This is a genomic window from Microbacterium meiriae (genome assembly GCF_040686935.1).
GTDB lineage: Bacteria > Actinomycetota > Actinomycetes > Actinomycetales > Microbacteriaceae > Microbacterium > Microbacterium meiriae.
This window is the reverse complement of record NZ_JBFBMF010000001.1, coordinates 197,140-214,523: the sequence shown is the minus strand read 5'-3', so window position 1 is coordinate 214,523 and position 17,384 is coordinate 197,140. Positions and strand designations below refer to the sequence as shown.

At 71.9% G+C, this 17,384-nt stretch carries 16 protein-coding genes; 6 read left to right on the top strand and 10 right to left on the bottom strand.

Annotated elements, in window-relative coordinates; all coding sequences use genetic code 11:
* Positions 1 to 26: 26 nt before the first annotated feature.
* The 4 genes from AB0P08_RS01015 to AB0P08_RS01000 all read left to right on the top strand — a co-directional run bounded on the left by AB0P08_RS01015 (position 27) and on the right by AB0P08_RS01000 (position 5,289).
* Complete coding sequence (locus AB0P08_RS01015) at positions 27 to 464, top strand: Lrp/AsnC family transcriptional regulator (protein WP_363587574.1); 438 nt, start codon at positions 27 to 29, stop codon at positions 462 to 464.
* A 227-nt stretch (positions 465 to 691) separates the two neighbouring features.
* Positions 692 to 2,269 (top strand): HNH endonuclease signature motif containing protein, encoded by a 1,578-nt coding sequence (locus AB0P08_RS01010; protein WP_363587572.1) that lies wholly within the window; start codon positions 692 to 694, stop codon positions 2,267 to 2,269.
* Between the two features lie 48 nt (positions 2,270 to 2,317).
* Positions 2,318 to 3,796 (top strand): aldehyde dehydrogenase family protein, encoded by a 1,479-nt coding sequence (locus AB0P08_RS01005; protein WP_363587570.1) that lies wholly within the window; start codon positions 2,318 to 2,320, stop codon positions 3,794 to 3,796.
* A 26-nt stretch (positions 3,797 to 3,822) separates the two neighbouring features.
* Positions 3,823 to 5,289 carry a GMC family oxidoreductase gene (locus AB0P08_RS01000; RefSeq protein ID WP_522727295.1) on the top strand — a complete coding sequence of 489 codons (1,467 nt, stop codon included), beginning with the start codon at positions 3,823 to 3,825 and terminating at the stop codon, positions 5,287 to 5,289.
* A 66-nt stretch (positions 5,290 to 5,355) separates the two neighbouring features.
* On the opposite strand, the gene AB0P08_RS00995 is transcribed toward AB0P08_RS01000, so the two are convergent.
* From AB0P08_RS00995 to AB0P08_RS00975, 5 genes are read right to left on the bottom strand one after another with little or no spacing between them, the layout of a single operon-like run.
* On the bottom strand, positions 5,356 to 5,742 hold the full coding sequence (locus tag AB0P08_RS00995; RefSeq protein ID WP_232089193.1) for a DUF202 domain-containing protein: 387 nt from the start codon (positions 5,740 to 5,742) through the stop codon (positions 5,356 to 5,358).
* A gap of 13 nt (positions 5,743 to 5,755) precedes the next feature.
* Complete coding sequence (locus tag AB0P08_RS00990) at positions 5,756 to 6,112, bottom strand: YidH family protein (RefSeq protein WP_363587566.1); 357 nt, start codon at positions 6,110 to 6,112, stop codon at positions 5,756 to 5,758.
* 25 nt (positions 6,113 to 6,137) lie between these two features.
* Positions 6,138 to 7,778, bottom strand: coding sequence for an amidohydrolase (locus AB0P08_RS00985; RefSeq protein WP_363587564.1), 1,641 nt, complete (start codon positions 7,776 to 7,778; stop codon positions 6,138 to 6,140).
* Between the two features lies 1 nt (position 7,779).
* A complete protein-coding gene (locus tag AB0P08_RS00980) occupies positions 7,780 to 8,619 on the bottom strand; it encodes a molybdenum cofactor biosynthesis F family protein (protein WP_363587562.1) in 840 nt (279 codons plus the stop codon).
* A gap of 39 nt (positions 8,620 to 8,658) precedes the next feature.
* Positions 8,659 to 10,113 (bottom strand): APC family permease, encoded by a 1,455-nt coding sequence (locus AB0P08_RS00975; protein ID WP_363445679.1) that lies wholly within the window; start codon positions 10,111 to 10,113, stop codon positions 8,659 to 8,661.
* A gap of 243 nt (positions 10,114 to 10,356) precedes the next feature.
* On the opposite strand from AB0P08_RS00975, the gene AB0P08_RS00970 reads away from it, so the two are divergent.
* Both AB0P08_RS00970 and AB0P08_RS00965 read left to right on the top strand, forming a co-directional pair.
* Positions 10,357 to 11,106 carry an SDR family NAD(P)-dependent oxidoreductase gene (locus AB0P08_RS00970; protein WP_363587560.1) on the top strand — a complete coding sequence of 250 codons (750 nt, stop codon included), beginning with the start codon at positions 10,357 to 10,359 and terminating at the stop codon, positions 11,104 to 11,106.
* A gap of 53 nt (positions 11,107 to 11,159) precedes the next feature.
* The gene (locus tag AB0P08_RS00965) at positions 11,160 to 11,975 is read left to right on the top strand and encodes an SDR family NAD(P)-dependent oxidoreductase (RefSeq protein ID WP_363587558.1); all 816 of its coding nucleotides are present in this window, start codon (positions 11,160 to 11,162) and stop codon (positions 11,973 to 11,975) included.
* A gap of 34 nt (positions 11,976 to 12,009) precedes the next feature.
* Here AB0P08_RS00965 and AB0P08_RS00960 read toward each other — a convergent pair whose 3' ends face one another.
* The 5 genes from AB0P08_RS00960 to AB0P08_RS00940 form a co-directional block, all read right to left on the bottom strand.
* Positions 12,010 to 12,660: an HAD-IA family hydrolase gene (locus AB0P08_RS00960; protein ID WP_363587556.1), complete on the bottom strand. Its 651-nt coding sequence runs from the start codon at positions 12,658 to 12,660 to the stop codon at positions 12,010 to 12,012.
* Between the two features lie 112 nt (positions 12,661 to 12,772).
* The gene (locus tag AB0P08_RS00955) at positions 12,773 to 13,465 is read right to left on the bottom strand and encodes an ABC transporter ATP-binding protein (RefSeq protein WP_315637468.1); all 693 of its coding nucleotides are present in this window, start codon (positions 13,463 to 13,465) and stop codon (positions 12,773 to 12,775) included.
* Positions 13,462 to 15,234, bottom strand: a complete 1,773-nt coding sequence (locus tag AB0P08_RS00950; RefSeq protein WP_363587554.1) for a branched-chain amino acid ABC transporter ATP-binding protein/permease — start codon at positions 15,232 to 15,234, stop codon at positions 13,462 to 13,464. The genes AB0P08_RS00955 and AB0P08_RS00950 overlap by 4 nt, the downstream gene beginning before the upstream one ends.
* Positions 15,221 to 16,081 (bottom strand): ABC transporter permease subunit, encoded by an 861-nt coding sequence (locus AB0P08_RS00945; RefSeq protein ID WP_363587552.1) that lies wholly within the window; start codon positions 16,079 to 16,081, stop codon positions 15,221 to 15,223. The genes AB0P08_RS00950 and AB0P08_RS00945 overlap by 14 nt, the downstream gene beginning before the upstream one ends.
* Positions 16,082 to 16,195: 114 nt before the next feature.
* Positions 16,196 to 17,362: an ABC transporter substrate-binding protein gene (locus AB0P08_RS00940; RefSeq protein WP_187663528.1), complete on the bottom strand. Its 1,167-nt coding sequence runs from the start codon at positions 17,360 to 17,362 to the stop codon at positions 16,196 to 16,198.
* Positions 17,363 to 17,384 lie beyond the last annotated feature (22 nt).

The window sequence follows — 17,384 nt, the reverse complement described above, 5'->3', positions numbered from 1 at the left end:
GATTTCCCGGACGGGAGAGGGGTGCCATGGCGGCGCTGGACGAGACGGATCGCGCGATCCTCGTGGAGCTGCGGCGGGATGCGCGGGCGTCCATGACCGCGATCGCCGAGGCGGTGCACATCTCGCGGGCGGGGGCGCATGCGCGGATCAAGCGCCTCACCGACGCCGGGGTGATCACGGGATACACCGTGCGCACCGACCCCGTGCTGCTGGGGCATCACGCGAGTGCCTATGTCACGCTCGCGATCGAGCAGGCCACCTGGCAGGAGGTGAGCGCGCGGCTCCGGGCGATCCCGGAGATCGAGCACATGGCGCTCGTCGGCGGCGACTTCGACGTGCTGCTGCTCGTGCGCGCGAACGACGCCCGCGACCTGCGCCGCATCGTGCTGGAGGACATCCAGGCGATCCCGTCGATCCGCTCGACGCGGACGATCCTGATCTTCGAGGACTCCGACCGGGCGTGACGTTCTCTCCCGCGGTCGAGGGCACGGGGGCCTCGTTGGGGTGCGGCGAGCGCCGGTGAGGTGCGGGGGTTTCGGTGGGGGCAGGCGGTGTGGATGCTGCGGTGCTGGGGAATGTTGATCGCGGGTCTCTGTGGATGCAGGAAGAGTCCCTCGCGCGTATTGGAATATTGCGCTGAACGGGGATTATCGGGCCTCGCAATGTCGGTGGCCCTCTGTTGAATCGTCGTATGGAAAGCACCCCGGCAGCGGTTCTCGACGACACGGTCGTCGCTCTCGACGCCGTGCTGCGATCCGGCACGGTGGGCGCTCTCGACGCGCGGGAGATGATGGACCTGCTGCGGGTCGCGGGCGAGATCCAGCGACGCGTGGAGGCTGTGATCGTGGACGCGGTGGCGAGCGCCGATCCGCGTCCGGCGGGGTCCGGGGAACCGGCGTTCTGCGGACGTTTCGGCTGCCGATCGATGAACGAGCTGCTGCAGCGTGTGCTCCGCACTGACGGCGCGTCCGCCGCGCGCCTGGTGAAGAGCGCGCGGTTGGTGCGGCGCGAGGTCGACCTCTCCTCCGGGGAGTGGCTGCCGGCGCGGTGGCCGGCGCTGCGCGAGGCCCTCCTCGACGGGGCGATCGGCGTGACCGGGTTGCTGGCCGCCACCGGGCCGATCGAGCAGGCCGGCCCTCGCGTGCGCCTCGCCGACCGCTGGGAGGCCGACGCGTATCTGGCGGAGGTCGCGCGGGGCGAGGAGAGTTGCGACGATGAGAACGAGCCCGGTCCGGCGCCGACGCCCGAGGATCTGCGGGTGCGGGCGCAGATGATCGTGCAGTACCTCGATCCGGACGGCGCGGAGCCGGCGGAAGACATCGCGCTGCGGGCCCGGGGCGTCGTGCTGGGGCGCGCCAAGGACGGCGTGATCCCGGTCAGGGGCGCGCTGTTGCCCGAGGTCGCGGGGCAGCTGCAGCGGATCTGGGACGCGTATCTGAACCCGAAGGTCGACGGTCCGCCGCTTCCCGGCGTCCACTTCGTGCCGTCCGCCGAACTCGAGGGGAACGAAAGTCGGGACGCTGCGGTTTCGCCGGATGACGATGTGCTTCCGTCCGGCGACGTCGGCGGGATGGTCGATGGGCGCACGCGGGCGCAGAAGCAGCACGACGCGCTCGCGGCGGCTCTGGGGATCGCGGCCCGTCATGACGACATGCCGCGGCTGGGCGGTGCCGCGCCGACCCTCGTCGTCACGGTCGCCGCCGAGGACTATGCCACGGGGCACGGCTGGGCGCGGGTCGAGGGCGTCGAGACGCCGGTGTCGACGCGGGTGGCTGCGCACACGGCGTGCGGAGGGACGGTCCAGCGGGTCGTGTTGGGGGCCGGTGGAAGGATCGTCGGGCTCGGGTCGAGCGACCGGATCTTCACCCCCGCACAGCGCCGGGCGATCGGCGTGCGGGACGGCGAGTGTCTGATCCCCGGCTGTCACGTCCCGGCCGCCTGGTGCGAGATCCACCACGTCACGGAGCACGCTCGCGGGGGTCCGACCCACACCGACAACGGCGTCGCGCTGTGCTGGCACCATCACCGCACGTTGGACACCTCGGGCTGGCAGATCCGCATGCGAGGGGGAGTGCCGCAGGTGCGAGGGCCGGCCTGGTGGGATCCGAGACGACGATGGCGCACGCCGCGACCGGCGCTTCCCGGCTCCCCGGACCGGACGGGGGCCCGATTCGCTCACGCGGGACCGGTCCGCGGACGCATCCTTCGCGCGGGGACATCTCCGGCGCGCTCCGCGACAAGTGCGGCGGGAAGGGCCGACCGAGAATGAGAAGAAGACCGGCGTCCGCGCCGTGACCCGCTCGAAGGAGAGACACCGATGTCCGATTCCGCCGTTCCCGTAGCCGTCGACTCCGGATCCACCGATTCTGCGGCGTCCGCCGCCGCGGCGCTGCTCGACCGTATCCAGCCCCCGCGCGGCGAGGGTCGCGAGATCCCCGATGCCGCGACGCGGGAGGTAATCGGACGCGCGCCCGTGGCCACGGTCGCGGACCTCGACGATGCCATCGCCCGCGCCAAGGCCGCACAGCCCGCGTGGGAGGCGCTGGGACACGAGAGGCGGAGCGCACTCCTCCTGGCCGCGGCCGACGCCATCGACGCGAACGCCGAAGGGCTCGCCTACCTCCTGTCGCGGGAGCAGGGCAAGCCGCTGAACGGCCCCAACGCGCGGTTCGAGCTCGGGGCATGCTCGGCCTGGCTGCGCACCAACGCCACCACCGTCCTCGAGCCGCAGGTGCTCGTCGACGACGAGACGCTGCACGCCGAGCTCGTCTACAAGGCCGCCGGCGTGGTCGGGGCCATCGGGCCGTGGAACTGGCCGCTCATGATCACGATCTGGCAGATCGGCCCCTCGCTGCGCATGGGCAACACGGTCGTCGCGAAGCCCAGCGAGTACACGCCGCTGAGCGTCCTGGCGATGCTCGCCGTCATGAACGACGTGCTGCCCGCCGACGTCCTCATCGGGGTCTCCGGAGACCGTGAGGTGGGTGCCCGCCTCGCCTCGCACCCCGACATCGCCAAGATCATGTTCACCGGCTCCACCGCGACCGGGCGTCGCATCATCGAGAGCTCCGCGGGCAACCTCGCCCGCCTCACGCTGGAGCTGGGCGGCAACGACGCGGGCATCGTGCTCCCCGGCACGGATCCGTCGGCCATCGCGGAAGACCTCTTCTGGGGTGCGTTCATCAACACCGGACAGACCTGCGCCGCCATGAAGCGCCTCTACGTGCACGACTCCGTGTACGACGAGGTCGTGGACGGTCTCGCCGCGATCGCCGAGCAGGTGCCGATGGGCAACGGCCTCGACGAGGCCAACGTGCTCGGACCGCTGCAGAACCGCCCGCAGTTCGACATCGTCAGCCGCCTCGTCGACGACGCGAAGAGCCGCGGCGCCCGGATCGTCACGGGCGGCGAGCCGGCCTCCGACCTCGGCGAGCTGTTCTACCGGCCGACCATCGTCGCCGACATCGACAACGATGCGGCGCTCGTCCAGGAGGAGCAGTTCGGCCCGGCCCTCCCCGTCATCCGGTACAGCGACGTCGACGAGGCCTTCGCGCTGGCGAACGCCCTCGACGCGGGCCTCGGAGCCTCGGTGTGGGCGAGCGACCCGGAGGAGGCCCGCGCCGTCGCCGCGCGTATGCAGTCCGGCACGGTGTGGATCAACTCGCACGGCGGGCTGCACCCGATGGTGCCGTTCGGCGGGGTGAAGAGCTCGGGTTACGGGCTGGAGTTCGGCGTCGAGGGGCTCAAGTCCGTCGCGGTCACCCAGGTCGTCTCCGGACCCGGCCGGAAGGCCTGAGCGTGGCCGCGACGAACAGCGGCGCGGTGCGCTCCGCGATCGTCGTCGGAGCCGGTACGTCGGGCGCCATCGTCGCGCGGCGTCTCACCGACGCCGGTGTCGCGGTGACGCTCGTCGAGGCGGGTGGTTACGACACGAACCCGGCCATCCACGACCCCTCGCGGGCGGGCGAGCTCTGGCACTCCGCTGAGGACTGGGACTTCTTCACCGTGCCGCAGCCGCACGCGGCCGGTCGTCGTCTGCATCTGCCTCGCGGGAAGGTCACCGGCGGTTCGCACGCGCTGAACGCCATGATCTGGGTGCGCGGCGCGGCCTCCGACTACGACGCGTGGGAGGCGGCAGGGGCGACCGGATGGGGGTGGGCCGAGGTCGAGCCGATCTACGACGCGATCGAGAACGACCTGCTGCCCGTGACCGACGACTACGCGCTCTCGCCCATCCAGGCCTCGATCATCGATGCCGCGGTGGAGGAGGGGCTGCCGCGCAACCCGAACTACAACGGCGGCACCCTCGACGGGGTGTCGCAGGAGCAGGTCACGATCAGGGACGGCCGCCGCGTCAACACCTGGACCGCCTACGCGCAGCCCGTCGCCGACCGGATGACGATCCTCACCGGTCGCGCCGTCCACTCCGTGATCGTGCGCGACGGGCGCGCGGTCGGCATCCGGCTCGGGGAGGGCGATGACACCGAGGAGGTGTTCGCGGACGAGGTCATCCTCTCCGCGGGAGCACTCGGCACGCCCGTCATCCTGCTCCGCTCGGGCATCGGTCCCGCTGCCGAGCTGAGTGCCCTCGGCATCCCCGTCGTGCTCGACGCCCCCGCTGTCGGCAAGAATCTGCACGACCACCTCCTGTCACCCGTGATCTTCGCGACCGAGAAGAAGCCCGTCGGCCCGCCGCAGCCGGGAGTGTCCGTCACGCAGAGCCACCTGTTCTGGCGGAGCCGGGACGGCCTCGCACAGCCGGACACGCAGCCCATCCACTTCTCCGTGCCCATGTGGGGCGAGCTGGAGCCGCGCGGCACCGACGGGTTCACGCTCATGGCGGGCCTGGTGACGCCGTACAGCCGCGGCGAGCTGCGCCTCACCGGCCCCGGCGTCGACGACCTGCCGCACATCGACCTGGCGGCGCTGGAGGATCAGCGCGACGCCGACGCCCTCGCGGCCTCCGTGCGCCAGTGCCGCCGCATCGGCACGCAGCCTGCGCTCGCCGAGGAGTGGGGAGCGGTCGAGGTCTACCCCGGGCCGGACGTGGCGGACGACGACGTGGAGGAGTGGGTGCGCCGCACGGCCATCACCTATCACCACCAGGTCGGCACCTGCCGCATGGGCTCCGACCCGGAGTCCGTGGTCGACCCGCAGCTCCGGGTGCGCGGGATCGAGGGGCTCCGGGTGATCGACGCCTCGGTCATGCCGACCGTGCCCACCGGCAACACCAACGCGCCCGCGGCCATGATCGGCGAACGCGGCGCGCGATTCATCCTCGCGGACTGAGGGAGGGCGGCGAGGGGACGCGGGGCGATCACGGCATCTGTCGCGATCGCCTCGCGCTCCTGCGCGTCAGCGCGTGAGCAGCGTCACGGCCACGAGCGCGAGGGCGACGATCCCGAACCCGGTCGCGAACACCGTCAGCGCGAGCGGGAGACCGCCGCCCGGCAGCGGGCCGCGCGCCCGCGCGGTGAGCACCGCGGTCGTCCGACGCTGCCGACGGCGCGCGGCGATCCAGAGCAGTGCCGCCGTGCCGACGCCCAGCACGCCAGGCACGAGGCCCCACCCCTCGGCGCCGCTCGGCAGCACGAGAGGGAAGACCCGCAGCGACAGCAGCGAGCCGACCGCGATCGCGAGGGCCGTGCGCCGCCAGGCCAGCTCCGTCCGCTCCGGCTGCAGCCCGGGGTCGTACAGATCGGGGGCAGGGGTGGCGGGCACCGGAGTATCGGGGGCGGTCATCGGCAGGCCTCGCTCAGCGCCACAGCACCCCGGCGAGGACGAGCAGCCCCGTCGTCACCACGACCACCGCGAGCACCACCGCCGACAGCGCGCCGGGCAGCGGTCGTCCCTGCCGGAGGGCGCGCTCCGCCCGCATCCACTCGAACCACGCGAGCGGCGCCACGGCCGTGCCGGCGATCATCAGCAGCAGCGAGGCCGCCAGCCGGAACCAGGGGTGCAGGTCGAGGCCGAGGACCTCGAGAGCGACGCCGCCCGCGATCAGCGCCAGGCCGGTCCGGGTCCAGGCCAGGAACGTGCGTTCGTTGGCGAGGGAGAACCGGGGGTCGGGCTCGTCCCCGACCCGATAGACGGAGGCGGGGAAGCGGCGCATGCGCCCATCGTACGGCGCGGCGCGCTCAGCGCTCGTGCACCGGGCGCCCGGCGAACCACGTCGAGACGACCTCGGTGTGCACGATCTCCTCCGCCGGTCCGCCGATCGCATCCCGTTCCAGGATCACGAAGTCGGCCGATTTGCCGGGGGTCAGGGACCCGGTCTCGGCGCCGAGCCCCATCGCCGTCGCGGCGTTGATCGTGAAGACCTCCAGCGCTTCCTCGACCGAGATCGCCTGCTCCGGCCAGAGCGTGCCCGCGGCCCGACCGAGCGGATCGGCGCGTGTCACGAGCCCCTGCAGGCCCTCGAGCGTGTTCGGCGACTCGCTCACCGGCCAGTCCGAGCCGCCGGCCACGAGGGCCCCGGCGTCGAGGAGTGCGCGGTTGGGCTGCGAGTGCTCGGCACGCTCTCCCAGCACGTCCGCCAGCGCCTGGGGGATGACGCCCGGGTACCAGATGAACGGGGAGATGTCGGCGGAGACGTCCAGCGCCGCGAGTCGGGGGATGTCGCTCTCCGCGAGGAACTGCCCATGCGCGATCTGCACCGGCGTCGTGAATCCGTCCGCGCGCAGGCGCTCGGCGGCGTCCAGCACGAGGCGTGCCGACCCGTCGCCGGTGCAGTGCACCTTTGCCCCGAGACCGCGCGCCGCGACGGCCCGGAGCCAGTCGGTGAGCTCGTCGAGGGTCATGGTCGTCTCGCCGTGGAAGTGCGCCCCGTGCACCGGATCCGCCGGATACGGGTCGAGGAACGAGGCGGTGCGTGCGGGCGGGACGCCGTCGAGGAAGATCTTCACGAAGTCGGGACGGTGGTGCGGCGTGCGGAACTCCTCGCCGCGGTCGAGCAGGGGAGCGCCGATGGGGTCGAACCCGAAGATCTCGTCGTTGATGAGGAGCGAGGAGACCACCCAGGCGTGCAGCTCATCGGCGCGGTCGAGTCCGGCGAGCGCGGCGAGGATGTCGACGGAGACCCCCGCGTCCTGGAACGCCGTGATCCCGAACGAGTTCAGCAGCTCGATCCCGCGACGGGAGGCGGCCGCGTGCTGCTCCGCGGTGAGTCCGCCGCTGCGGTCGTACGCCTCCTGCACCGGGATGCCGGCGGCTTCCAGGAGTACGCCGGTGGGGGTGCCGTCGGGGTCGAGCAGCGTCACCCCGGAGGTCGGGATGCTGTCCGCCGTGATGCCGGCCAGCTCCAGCGCCCGGGTGCTGGCCCAGCGGTTGTGGCGGGAGTCCTCCATGAGCGCCACCGGCCGTCCGCCCGCTGCCTCGTCGAGACGCCGCCGCGTGGCGGTGTTGGCGAGGGTGGGAAGCAGGGTCGTGGCCACGGCGCCGCCGACGATCCAGGCGTCCTCGGGCAGGGTCTGTGCCTTCTCCCGCACCCGGTCCAGGATCTCGTCGAGCCTGAGCGAGGGGGCGAGCGACAGCTCGAACAGCTCCGTCCGTCCGGCGAGCGCGTGGTGGTTGTGCACGTCGACGAACCCGGGATAGACCGCCGCGTCGCCGACCTCGACCAGCCGCGTGCGACGGCCGCGGAACGCCTCCACGTCGGCGCGGTCGCCGACGGCGAGGATCCGTCCGTCGCGCACGGCGAAGGCCTCGGCACGCGGACGGGCGCGGTCCGACGTGCGGATCACGGAACCGGTGACGATGAGGTCGGCGACGTCGGTCATGTCAGGCATCTCCGAAGGTCGCGGGCTCGAGCGACGGGGTGTGGTGGGTGGTCGACAGCAGGCGGCCGTGTGCGCCGAACGTGAAGTGCGTCGGCACCTCACCGCTCTCGTCCAGGCCGAACAGCACGCCGTGGGAGCGGATCGCGTTCACGTCGCGGTGGTCGGCGATCGTCACCGAGGCGCACGGGATCACCTTCTCGCGCCACGCGAAGACGTAGATCCCGGGGCGGACCTCCCACACGCTGTTCTCGTCGGTGTCGGCGAGCCCGCGCTCGGGACCGGCGAGGCACTGCCACGAGTACCAGCGCGGGGAGAGGTACACGTGCTCATAGGCGTGCTCCTCGCTGTAGACCCACTCCACGCGGCGGCCGATGAGCGTGGTCGTGGGGGCGGCCTCGGCACCGGTGACCGCGGCGCCCTCGATGGCGCCGGCGGCGAAGTGGTGCTGCACGCGGGTGCGGCCCTGCTCGGGCGCGGGGAGGATCTCGGAGATCACCGCGAGGGAGCGTCCGTGCCGCAGATCGAGCACGAGCGAGACCGCCTCGTTCGGGAGGTAGCGGTGGTGGAACTGCACGAAGTAGAGCTCGTCGTCGACCTCGAACGCCTCGTAGTCGTCGGTGTCGGACGCGGCCTCCGTGGGGTCCTCGGCGCCGGGCTGGTACTCCCAGGCGACCGTCGAGTCGTGGAAGCGGTGGACGATGCGGGTGCCGCGGGCGTCGACGACAGCGATCTCGCGACCGCTGAGCGCGGTACTGTGCGGGGCCTTGTTGGCATCGAAACCGGGGGCGAGCCCTTCCAGCGGGAGCCAGGTGGAGGTGTCGGCGGGGTTGAGGGTCGTCATGGGGATTCCTTCCTTCGGGGAACGGGGTCGGCGCGGGCGTCAGCGGTCGCTGAACCGCTCCAGGTCGGTGGCGAGGCCGTCGTAGACGGCGGGCTTGGCACGGCGGAGGTACGCGGCGTAGACGATGCCGCCGATCAGCGCGAGCACGAGCAGGAGCGGCATCAGGCGGATCGCGAGCTCCTCGGAGCCGGCCACGATGTTGAAGTTCACGATCGCCAGGATCGAGATGGCCGCGATGCCGAGGAAGCCGATGCCCGGCGCGATGAACGTGCTCCACCACCGCGGGTCGTTCCGGCGCCGGAAGTACACGACGATCGAGATCGCCGCGAGCCCCTGCAGGATCAGCACGCTGAGGGTGCCGAAGCCGAGCATCGCGGGCACGAGCGTGACGATGGGGTCGGCGCCGGCGAGGGCGAACAGGATCGCCACGATCGCCGCGAAGCCGGCCTGCACGATGCCCGCGAGCTGCGGGGCACCGTTCGGGCGGGTGCGGGCGAGGGCCTGGGGGAGGATCTTCGCGCGACCCAGCGAGTACAGGTAGCGGGTGGCCGAGTTGTGGAACGCGAGCATCGCCGCGAACAGGCTCACCAGGAGCAGCACCATCATCACGGTCGTGAGCGGACCGCCCAGGTACTGCTGCGAGAGCGAGAAGATGAGGTCGCCCGTGGGCAGGTGCTCCAGCGCCGTGGCCTGCGCCTGCGCGACGCCGGTCGCGCTCACCACGGCCCAGGTCGTGACGCCGAGGATCACGCCGATCGCGATGATAGAGGTGTAGGTCGCCCGCGGGATCGTGCGCAGCGGCTGCTTGGCCTCCTCGCTGAAGAGCGCAGTGGCCTCGAAGCCGAGGAAGCCGGTCGCCGCGAGCAGCAGGCCGATGGGCAGCGAGCCGGAGAACACGGCCTCCGGGCTGAACGCGGCGACGTCGTACCCCGTCTGCACGAGCACGGAGACGTCGAACACGACGAGCATGAGCACCTCGAGCACGAGGCACACGCCGAGGATCTTCGAGCTGAAGTCGACGCCGATCCGGGCGAGGACGAAGCAGACGATGATCGACAGCAGGCCCCAGACGAGCCAGTGCACGTCGAGTCCGGTGAGGTCGCGGATGATCGTCTGCATGAAGAAGCCGCTGGTGCCGATCGTGCCGACGACGAAGAAGTTGTAGCCGAGCGTCGCGATCAGGCCCGCGACGAGTCCGCCGGTGCGGCCGAGGCCCTTCACGACGAAGGCGTAGAAGCCGCCGGCGTTCACGAGCTGCTTCGACATCTGGGCGTAGCCGATCGCGAACAGCAGCAGGATCGCTGCGACGAGGAAGAACGACATCGGGGTGCCGCCGCCGTTGCCCAGGGCGATGGCGAGGGAGGCGACGACGACGATCCCGGTCAGCGGTGCGACGGCGGCCAGGACGAGGAAGACGATGCCGGCGACGCCGAGGGCGCCGGGGCGGAGGGAGGTGTGGTGCGGCGTCGTGGGTGCGGAGGTCTGCTCTGCCACGTCGGCTCCTTTGCTCGGGTGACGGCCGTGCGGACACGGCATCGACGACGAGGGGAATCGTCGATAGAGCGAGTCTGCTCGCCGCCTCGATCCGGCGCTTGACCGTGAGCGAAGGACGATGGTGCCACCGCGCACACCCCGCCGGTGGGCGTGCGGCCCCTTCGCCCCGCGGAGCAGGATGACCGGGACGACACCGCTGTCTCGTCGGCGCCGCGCGGCGCCGGGCCGCGGTCGGAGGACGCGATGGACCTGCAGCTCGACGGCACGACGGCCCTCGTCACGGGGGCCGCCAGCGGCATCGGCCGTGCCGTCGTCCGGGCGCTCGCCGGCGAAGGGGTGCGGGTCGCGCTGCTCGATCGGGATGCGGCTGCGCTCCGGGACGCCGCCGAGGACGCCGGCGCCGATCCGGTGCTGCTCGCCGCCGACGTCACGGACGAACAGCAGGTGGCCGCCGCGGTCGACGCCGGTATCCGCGCGATGGGAGGTCTCGATGCGGTGGTCTGCTGCGCCGGGATCTCGGGCCCGGTCGGGACGCCGATCGAGGAGACCGCACTGGAGGAGTGGAACCGCGTCCTCGCCGTCAACGTCACCGGCGCGTTCCTCGTGCTCAAGCACGCGATCCCGGCGCTCCGGGAGTCCGCCGTGGGGTCCGTCGTGCTGCTCGCGAGCGACTCGGCCGTCGTGGCCTCGCCGGGCATGGCTCCCTACGCCGCATCGAAGGCGGCGCTCGTGCAGTTCGGGCGGGCGCTCTCGGTCGACCTCGCCGGCACCGGGGTGCGGGTGAACGCGGTGGCACCGTCCATCGTCGACACTCCGATGAGCCGCGGGGATCTCGGTTCGGAGGCCTTCGCCGACCCCGCCTTCCCCGTGCAGAGCGCCGACGAGGTCGCCGGGCACGTGACGTACCTCCTCTCCCCGAGGAGCCGGGCCGTGAACGGCACCACCCTCCTCAGCGACTTCGGGTACACCGCCCGGTCGGGCTTCCCCGCCTGACGCGACCGCGTCCGGCCCCACAGCGCACGCGCGCAGAACACACAGGAGCACACATGGCAACCGTGGTCGGATCAAGCGTCTCCGGACGCGTCGTCGTCATCACCGGAGGCGGCACGGGCATCGGCGCAGCGGTCGCGGAGCGGTTCGCGGCCGAGGGGGCGCACGTCGTCGTGGTGGGCCGCCGGCCGGAGCCGCTGCACGAGGTCGAGCGCGCGGTCGGAGCCCTGCCCGTCGTCGCCGATGCAGCTGACACCGCGTCGGCGCAGGCCGCGATCGCCGAGATCCTCGCGCGGTTCGGCCGGATCGACGTCCTCGTCGCGAACGCCGGGGGACACGGTTTCTCGCCGGTCGCCGAGACCGACGACGCGAGCTGGGACGCCGCGATCCGCGCCAACCTCACCACCGCGTTCGTGATGGCACGCGAGGCGCTGCCGGCGCTGATCGAGGCCAAGGGGCAGGTGGTGATCGTCTCGTCGCTGGCCGGACTCTTCGCGGGGCCGTCGGTGGCCGGATACACGGTCGGCAAGCACGCGCTCATCGGCCTCACGCGGACGCTCGCGCGCGACTACGGGCGCCACGGCGTCCGCGTCAACGCGATCTGCCCCGGATGGGTGCAGACGCCGATAGCCGACGAGGAGATGGACGAGTTCGCCGCGCATGCCGGCCTCGGCTCCCGCGAGGAGGGGTACGCGACGGTCACCGCCGATGTGCCGCTGCGCCGCCCCGCGCGGCCCGCCGAGATCGCCTCGGTCGTCCGCTTCCTCGGGTCGGGGGAGTCGTCGTACATCACCGGCGCCGTGATCGTGGCGGACGGCGGGTCACACGTGGTCGACGTGCCGACCATCGCCTTCGACCACGCCGGGATGTAGCGCGGGGTCAGGGTCGAGCGGCGGCTGTCGCGCCTCAGTCGATGCGGAGCTCGAAGCCGTCGTCGGTCGCGACCACGGCGACGTGCGTGAGGTCGTCGACGTGCGCGGTCGGGGCGTGGGCTGCGGCGTGCGGACCGATGCCGATCACGCGCATGCCCGCGGCGTGGGCGGCCTGGATGCCGGCGCCGGAGTCCTCGAACACGACGCAGTCCGCGGGGTCGATGCCGAGCGTGCGGGCGGCGAGGAGGAAGCCCTCCGGATCGGGCTTCGAGGCGGAGACGTTCTCCGCCGTGACGGCGAGCTCGGGGACCGTGAGCCCGGCCTGGCCCATCCGCGCGGTCATGAGGGCGACGTTGGCCGAGGTGACCACGGCGTGCGGGAACGGCTGCAGCGCGGCGAGCAGGTCCTCGGCGCCCGGGATGCCGATCACACCGTCCACGTCGGAGGCCTCGGTCGCGAGCATGACCTCGTTCTCGCGGAGGTTGATCGCGTGGTCGCGCTCGGGGAGCAAGATCGCCATGCTCTGATGCCCCTGCCGCCCGTGGACAGTGCGGAGCACGGTCTCCGGATCGATCCCGTGCGGCTCCGCCCAGGCGAGCCAGAGGCGCTCCACGACGGCGGTCGAGTCGACGAGGGTCCCGTCCATGTCGAGGAGGGCGGCGCGGGCGTGGAGGATCTCGGTCACTCCCTCAGGCTAACCCCCACGCCGCCGACCCACCCCCTTTCGCGCGCCCCGGCCCCCTGCGCACGTACGCACGGGGCCGGGAGGAACGCAACGGGGTGGGTCGACGGGGGACTCAGCCCCCGAGGTAGGCGCGGTGGAGGAGGGCGGGGTCGTCTTGGAGGGCCTGCGGGGCGCCCTGGAACGACACGCGGCCGCCGGCGACGACCACCGCCTCCTGCGCGAGACCGAGCGCGAGCTGCGTGAACTGCTCCACCAGCAGCACCGCCACCCCCGACTCCGCGATCGACGACACGATCGGCATCAGGCGCAAGAACACCACCGGCGCGAGGCCCAGGGACATCTCGTCGATGAGCAGCACCCGGGGCTTCGCCGCGAACGCCCGTGCCAGCACCACCATCTGCTGCTCCCCACCCGACAGCAGCGCCGTGGGGGAGTCGATGCGCTTCTCCAACTCCGGGAACTGCGCCAGCACGGCCTCGATCTCCCCGGCGGTGCGTGCCGTGAGGGAGAGGTTCTCGCGCACGGTCAGCGACGGGAACACGGCCCGCCCCTGCTCGATGTGCACGATGCCGCGCCGGGCTCGCGCCACGCGGGAGAGCCGGTCGATCGGATCCCCGTCCAGCAGGATCGACCCGGCCGAGTGCGGTGTCACGCCGGACACCGCCTCGATCAGGCTCGTCTTGCCGGCGCCGTTCGGGCCGACCAGCGCCAGGACCTCGCCACCGACGACCCGCAGCGAGACGTCCGAGATGACCGGCCCGGCGCCGCGGCTCACCGTCACCCCGTCGAGCACCAGTGCGCTCATTTCAGCAGCTCCGTCTCTCCCATGTACGCCTTGACGACGTCGGGGTTCGCGAGGACCTCGGCCTGCGGGCCGCTCGCCAGGACGCGGCCGAAGTCGAGGACCGTGAGGGTCGGGCACACCGAGCGGACGAGGTCCAGATCGTGCTCGATGATGATGAGGGCCACGCCGTAGCGCCCGGGGAGCTCGCGGAGGCGAGCCGCGAGCGCCAGATGCTCCTCGTGCGAGAGGCCGGCGGCGGGTTCGTCGAGGATGAGCACTCGCGGGCGGGCGGCGACGTTCGCCGCGACCTCCACGAGCCGCCGGGTGCCGACGTCGACGCTCGACAGGCGCGCCCGGGCAGGCGGGCACCCGAAGAACGCGAGGACCTCGTCGATGTCCGCCGCGGCGAGGCGCCGCCGGGCCACGAAGCGCACATAGCCGCCCACCGTGAGCGCCGGAGGGACGCGGTCCTGCTGGAAGGTCCGTCGCAGTCCGAGGCGGGCGCGCCGGGTGGGGGAGAGCCCGGCGAGGTCGCGGTCGCCGAGGAGCACGCGGCCCTCGTGCTGGGGGAGGAACCCGCTGATGGCGTCGACGAAGGTCGACTTCCCGGCGCCGTTCGGACCGATGAGCCCCATGATCGAGGCGGCGGGCACGGTGAACGAGACGTCGTCGAGGGCCTTGAGCGCCCCGAACTGCACGGTCAGCCCGTCGACCGTGAGCACCGGGGCGCCGTCGAGGGCGGCCTCGTCGACGGTGGCCGTCGTGGTCGTGGTGATCGCCGTCGCATCGGTTCCCGCGTCCGGCGGGAGCGCCGTGAGCTCCGCGGTGGCCGTGCGCCGGTCGGCCCGCCGGTACAGGAGGTTGCGGATGCCCTGGCCGAGGTTCGTGCCGCTCGTGAGGGCCTGGACGCCCAGCACACCGAACACGACGAAGCCCCAGTCCTGCGGCACGCCCCAGCGCTTGAGCAGCTCCGGCACGAGCACCCAGAGCAGTCCGCCGAAGATGGCCATGTCGATGAGGTGCGCGCCGGACATAATCGCCAGCACGTACAGGGCGAGGGACTGCAGTGGTGTGAAGCTCGAGGCGAAGGGGAGCTGCACCTGTCCGGCGAGCAGCCCGCCGGAGATGCCGCCGAGGGCCGCCGACACCGCGAACGCCGTGAGCTTCGCGGTGCGCACGCTCTGCCCGGCCGCGGCCGTGCCCCGCTCGGAGAATGCGACGGCCTTCCAGCTGGCGCCCCAGCGTCCGCGCTGCAGGAAGAACACCGCCAGGCCGCAGACGGCGAGCACGACGATGGAGAGGAAGAAGAACTCCCGGTCACTGCCGAACAGCGCGGGCCGCTCGATCGCGATGCCGTCCGCGGAGCCGGGGAACTGGATCTGCACGAGCGTGACGTCCGCCGCGGCCGCGAATCCGAGCGTCACGACGGCGAGGTTCACGCCGCGCAGCCGCAGGGCGGGGAGGCCGACGAGGATGCCGACGAGGCCGGCCGCGACGCCGCCGAGCACGAGCCAGACGAGGAAACCGCCGGGCGCCTGCATCACGTTCAGCAGGGAGACGATCCACGCCCCGACCGCGGCGAAGGTGAGCTGGCACAGGGCGATCATCCCGGCCGAGCCGGTGACGATGCCGAGGCCGAGGATCGCGATCGCGGCCGTGACGGCGCTGATTGCGAGGAAGACGAAGTAGCCGGGAAGGGCGGCGCTGAGGAGCGCGCCCACGCCGATGCCGACGACGGCGACGGCGAACGGCCAGGTGATCCGGAACCAGGGGCGGTCAGCGAGCGGCATCCCACACCTCCTTGCGTTGCGTCCAGAGCAGCAGGACGACGATGAACAGGAACGGCAGGAAGTTGCGCACGAGCACCACTTCGTCGATCTGCGCGACGAGTCCGCCGAGGACGCCGAGGAGCAGCCCGCCGACGACGGCGAGGTCGAGCCGGCGGAAGCCGCCCAGGAGCGCGGCCGCCGCAGCGGGGACGATGAGCATGGACAGGCTCGTGGCGTCGTTCGACTGGGAGGGCGCGACGATGATGATCGCGATGGCGCTGATGATCCCGGTGACGAACCAGACGGCGATCGACAGCGGCCGGGAGCGGATGCCGAGCAGCTCCGCCGTGGTCGGCCGCTCCGACAGCGCGCGCAGCTGGGTGCCGACCCTGGTGCGGCGCAGCACGATGCGGACGGCGACGGCGGTGACGACGGCCATAGCCACCGTCGCGACGGTGACCTGGCTGACGACCACGCCGCCGAAGGAGAACGCGGGCCCGGCGATGATCGGGGTGAACGGCTGCGGCTTGTTGCCGAACAGGATGAACGACAGCGAGATGAGCAGCAGGAGCGGGCCGACCGTCATGGCGGAGCGGGTCGTCGTCGAGGCCTCCGACAGCCACGTCGCGGCGATGAAGCCGATGGCCGCGGCGAGCAGGCCCGCGACGAGGACGCCGAGGATCGAGCCGAGCCAGATGGGCAGTCCGATCTCGCGCACGAACCACACGGCGGTGAACGCGCCGAACATGCCGGTCGCGGCCTGGGCGAAGTTCACGACGCGCACGAGGCGTGACATGAGGGTGAGGCAGACGCCGAGGACGGCGTAGAGGCCGCCGGCGGCGAGTCCGGCGATGGCGCCTTGGAGCATCAGGCGTCCTTTCTGGTGAGGGCCCTTCGACAGGCTCAGGGACCCTGCGTGGGTCGCTGAGCCTGTCGAAGCGCGGGACCCGGAGTGGGTCGCTGAGCCTGTCGAAGCGCGGGACTATTCGCCGATCCGGAGCCAGTCGTCGGCGACCTTCTCCCAGGCGTTCGTGCCCGACTTCAGGATGATCGGCCAGCCCGCGGTGTTCTGCGTGCCGAAGGCGTAGGGCGTGCCCACCATCGGGTTCTCGATCGGGTCCATGCCCTTCAGCGCCTCGGAGACGCTCTCCCGGGTGATGTCGCCGTCGATGCTCTTCAGCACCTCGATGAAGTAGGTCGCCGCGAGATACCCGCCCTGGCTGAACGAGGTGAGGGGGATGTCGTTCTCCTCCATCAGCGTCCGCCAGTCCGCGTTGATGTCGCTGTCGTCCGTGAACGGGTAGAACTCGGCGGGGACGTAGATGCCGGCGCCCGCGTCGTCGATCGCGTCGGCGAAGTTCTCGCTGTAGACGCTCGTGAGGTAGAGCCAGGTCACGTCGTCCCAGCCCTGCGCGTTCGCGGCCTTGACCTGTCCGATCGCGTCGGGCTCGACCGGGTTGATCGCGAGGGCCTTGCAGCCCTGGTCGCGTGCCTTGACGATGTAGGGCGTGTAGTCGGAGGCGCCGTAGGGCACGGTGTCGTCGACGTACTTCGGCTCCTTGCCCGTGATCTCGGTCCACTTGTCGATCGCGGCCTGATAGGTCGGGCGGGTGGAACCGGCGATCTCCAGCAGGATGCAGATGTCGTCGAGTCCGAGCACCTCGGAGCCGTACTGCAGCGTGAGGGTCATGTCGTTGAACGGGCCGACGTTCGCCGGCGAGATGTTCTCGCTGTCGAAGCAGCCCGTGTCGACGCCGATGCCGGGCACCGACAGGATGCCCTCCTGCTCGTAGTACTTCGCGTTGATCTCGCACTCGATGAGGCTCGCGGAGCCCACGAGCGCGACGGCTTCGTCGCTGCCCACGATCTCCCGCGCCGAGGCGGTGGCCGTGGCGGGATCGCCCTTGTCGTCGAGCATCTTGTACTCGATCGTGCGGCCGTCGAGGCCGCCGTCCTCGTTGAACGCGTCGAAGACGGCGGCAGCCGCCTGCGAGGCCTCCGGGAACGTCGCCGGGCCGCTGATCGTGTTCACGGAGCCGACGACGATGGGGGCACCGTCGCCCCCGGCTCCGTCGCCGCCGGCGCAGCCGGCGAGAGCGAGGGCGGCCACGGCGATGATCGCCGCGGCGCCGGATGCTCGTCTGTTCATGTGCTTCCTGCCTCTCCTGTTC

Excerpts from the sequence above, each read along its gene's own strand:
- AB0P08_RS00965 (WP_363587558.1), top strand. The coding sequence starts at position 11,160 with ATGGCAACCGTGGTCGGATCAAGCGTCTCCGGACGCGTCGTCGTCATC.
- AB0P08_RS00990 (WP_363587566.1), bottom strand. The coding sequence starts at position 6,112 with ATGCGCCGCTTCCCCGCCTCCGTCTATCGGGTCGGGGACGAGCCCGAC.
- AB0P08_RS00955 (WP_315637468.1), bottom strand. The coding sequence starts at position 13,465 with ATGAGCGCACTGGTGCTCGACGGGGTGACGGTGAGCCGCGGCGCCGGG.
- AB0P08_RS01015 (WP_363587574.1), top strand. The coding sequence starts at position 27 with ATGGCGGCGCTGGACGAGACGGATCGCGCGATCCTCGTGGAGCTGCGG.
- AB0P08_RS00970 (WP_363587560.1), top strand. The coding sequence starts at position 10,357 with ATGGACCTGCAGCTCGACGGCACGACGGCCCTCGTCACGGGGGCCGCC.
- AB0P08_RS01005 (WP_363587570.1), top strand. The coding sequence starts at position 2,318 with ATGTCCGATTCCGCCGTTCCCGTAGCCGTCGACTCCGGATCCACCGAT.
- AB0P08_RS00985 (WP_363587564.1), bottom strand. The coding sequence starts at position 7,778 with ATGACCGACGTCGCCGACCTCATCGTCACCGGTTCCGTGATCCGCACG.
- AB0P08_RS00950 (WP_363587554.1), bottom strand. The coding sequence starts at position 15,234 with ATGCCGCTCGCTGACCGCCCCTGGTTCCGGATCACCTGGCCGTTCGCC.
- AB0P08_RS00940 (WP_187663528.1), bottom strand. The coding sequence starts at position 17,362 with ATGAACAGACGAGCATCCGGCGCCGCGGCGATCATCGCCGTGGCCGCC.
- AB0P08_RS01010 (WP_363587572.1), top strand. The coding sequence starts at position 692 with ATGGAAAGCACCCCGGCAGCGGTTCTCGACGACACGGTCGTCGCTCTC.
- AB0P08_RS00945 (WP_363587552.1), bottom strand. The coding sequence starts at position 16,081 with ATGCTCCAAGGCGCCATCGCCGGACTCGCCGCCGGCGGCCTCTACGCC.
- AB0P08_RS00980 (WP_363587562.1), bottom strand. The coding sequence starts at position 8,619 with ATGACGACCCTCAACCCCGCCGACACCTCCACCTGGCTCCCGCTGGAA.
- AB0P08_RS00995 (WP_232089193.1), bottom strand. The coding sequence starts at position 5,742 with ATGACCGCCCCCGATACTCCGGTGCCCGCCACCCCTGCCCCCGATCTG.